This window comes from Corynebacterium sp. HMSC071F07 (assembly GCF_001810285.1).
Lineage (GTDB): Bacteria > Actinomycetota > Actinomycetes > Mycobacteriales > Mycobacteriaceae > Corynebacterium > Corynebacterium simulans.
In genome coordinates this window covers 1-2351 of sequence record NZ_KV800701.1, presented here as the reverse complement: position 1 = coordinate 2351, position 2351 = coordinate 1, and the positions used below count along the sequence as shown (strand labels likewise).

Below are 2351 nucleotides of genomic sequence, written 5' to 3'. Positions count from 1 at the left end.
CCCCAAATCGACAATGACGGACCCGTTCTTCATGCTTGCGTCCATGCATCGACTGGGCAAGGAGTACCGCATCTGGGATGCCGCTGGTGAGATTAAGTACCTGAAACCCGGCCGCGGCACGGTCACCGCCGATATGCGTATCCCCGAGGAGACTTACGCGCTCATCGAAGAAAAGACGGCCAACGGTGAGAAGTATTTGCATTGGTTCGACGTGGACATCATCGATGAGGAAGGCGATGTCGTCGCTCATGTGCGCCGCCAAGTCTATTACCGGCGCAAGCAGAAACAAGCTGCACTTGGCCACAGACGCTGGCTAGTGACGCTTGGACTACTGAGGGTGCTTCCCGAAATTCTTGTGCTGTGTTTATCTAGTGCTTTGAAGCCATTTTGAGCACACCGGGAAAAATTGTGTTGTAGAAAGCCTCACGCCCAACTATTCTTGCGGGTACAGCGCCAACCCAAGAAGGATAAAGCTGGGTTCCCGAATGGGAGTAGGGCTTCGGCCTGAGAATTCCTTTGCTCCGAGGGTTGGCGTTTTTACTTTGCTTTCGCCTTGGCCTGCAAAGCATCAATACACGTCCCTGGCTCTTTTTCGAGTTGTGCAACGATAAACTCGATTGCTCGCTGAGAGTATGTCCAGGATGAATTGGGTTCTCCAGCGGTGCTGCGATCGTGTGCGTACCTGGCATCCTCTCTAAATTGGAATACCTTATTGAAGAGATTGAAGTGCCACCGGTTGAATAACTTTTCCTCGCCTCGGAAGTAAATAGTGGTTTTCGACTTCCTTAACCGGTTTCGCACCTCTTTTACTGCATTACCAACTGTGTAAGGGTAATAGGAAGCAGCATCTCGGATGTCTTTAACGATGGTGACGCCGGCTTCCGCGTCTTTGTCGACATAGACGTTAAGGTCGGCATCCTTCGCCTTCTTGACGATGCGCAGGTTTGTCTCGTAGATGACGGCAGCAGCACCTCCTTCTCCGGTTCCTGCCGCGTCGGCGGCTAGCTGCCTCATCTTAAGAAGCTTCTCTGCGACATGAGGCTCGTACTTCGTCCGAATCACGTCAGGGTCAATTGCACCGCGGCGCACGGCCAACGTCAAGTGATTCTCCGGTATTAAATCACTAACGGATTCACCATGAAGATCGAGGAGCTTATCTGCATAATTCATGACAGACTTTTGCAGGAACGGTCCGATGAAAATCTCATACTCATCAGTGATGAAGTGAGTATTGACATTGCGGAAGCGAATGATTTCCGCCATGTTGATGCGCAGGGGATCTTTATCATTCGTAAAAATCTTCTTGAGACAGTCTGCTAGAGCAATTGTCTTTCCAGATTCGTCCGAGTAATAGATCGACTCGATTCCCCGCTCTCGGATCAGGTACGCCTTGAGCATTAGTTCCCATGCGTTGCAGAGAAAAATTGAACAGGTCTCCACGTGGTATTTCAACGTTGGCCTGTTGTACAGCTCCACTGCAAGAGCAAAAGCTTCCTTGCTCTTTTCTAGGAGCCGCTCAATAATCTCTTCCTGTCCCTTATCCACAGGAACCATTCTAACTTCTGCCCCGAGTCATCTCTTCGGCGTTCTCAGCCTGTTCCCTGCCTACGCTCGGTAATAGCACGGACGATCCGGAAGTCAGTGATGATAGGAAAATACCCCAGCTGAAACACTGTTCTAGCTGGGGCTTAATGGAGACTAAGACGTCGGATTTGATAAGTGCGGCGTGAGAGCAAGAACTCTTGTTGAGCAGGGGTTTCGTGATTCTGAAGTAATTTCATTCGCTACAGGGCGCGGTTTCTTGCTGTTGTGAGGTGGTTCTCTAACCGCACTCAAGGTGAGTGCTGGTGTTCAGGGGTGTGGTTTGCGTTTTCCGTTAGCGGGTATCGACTAAGGGGGGCGTTGTTCTTTCCACGGTCCTCTTTGTTAGCGTAGAATAGTGAAGATGGTAATGACTTTTAGGGTCGCTAACTTAACTACCTGCTCAGTTAGGTGAGGGAGGCGTGAATGGAAGCGGAACCTGAGAAGACGACGATGGATTTTTATAATATGTCGGATTTTCTGCGTGGTCAGTCATCGAAGATCATCACGAAGCTGTCCGAGGAAGATGAGGCGGCTTTCGTGTTGAAGAATGGCAGGCCCATGGCGGTGTTGATATCGATTGACCGGTATGAGCGGTTGATGAAGGCCGGCATAGACATCACTGATTACTAAATTATTTTCTACGAGGGATTTTGGATGGCAGTGAAAAAGACAGAGCTTTACTCGTTGCTGTGGGAAGCAGCTAATAAGCTTCGTGGAGGTGTGGAGCCTGCACGCTACAAGGACTATGTGCTCACCTTGAAGCGTCC

Annotated in this window: 3 protein-coding genes; 2 read left to right on the top strand and 1 reads right to left on the bottom strand. The window is 50.1% G+C overall.

All coding sequences use genetic code 11. The annotated features are described in order from the left end of the window. A partial coding sequence (locus HMPREF2724_RS03730) for a DUF4442 domain-containing protein (RefSeq protein WP_246818200.1) occupies positions 1–391 on the top strand: 391 nt, incomplete at its 5' end. Positions 392–537: 146 nt separating this feature from the next. Here HMPREF2724_RS03730 and HMPREF2724_RS03725 read toward each other — a convergent pair. Beyond that, the gene (locus HMPREF2724_RS03725; protein WP_070433096.1) at positions 538–1554 is read right to left on the bottom strand and encodes a DUF3644 domain-containing protein; all 1017 of its coding nucleotides are present in this window, start codon (positions 1552–1554) and stop codon (positions 538–540) included. 453 nt (positions 1555–2007) lie between these two features. Between HMPREF2724_RS03725 and HMPREF2724_RS03720 the strand changes: the two genes are divergently transcribed. After that, positions 2008–2214 carry a type II toxin-antitoxin system Phd/YefM family antitoxin gene (locus HMPREF2724_RS03720; RefSeq protein WP_049146082.1) on the top strand — a complete coding sequence of 69 codons (207 nt, stop codon included), beginning with the start codon at positions 2008–2010 and terminating at the stop codon, positions 2212–2214. Positions 2215–2351: the final 137 nt, after the last annotated feature.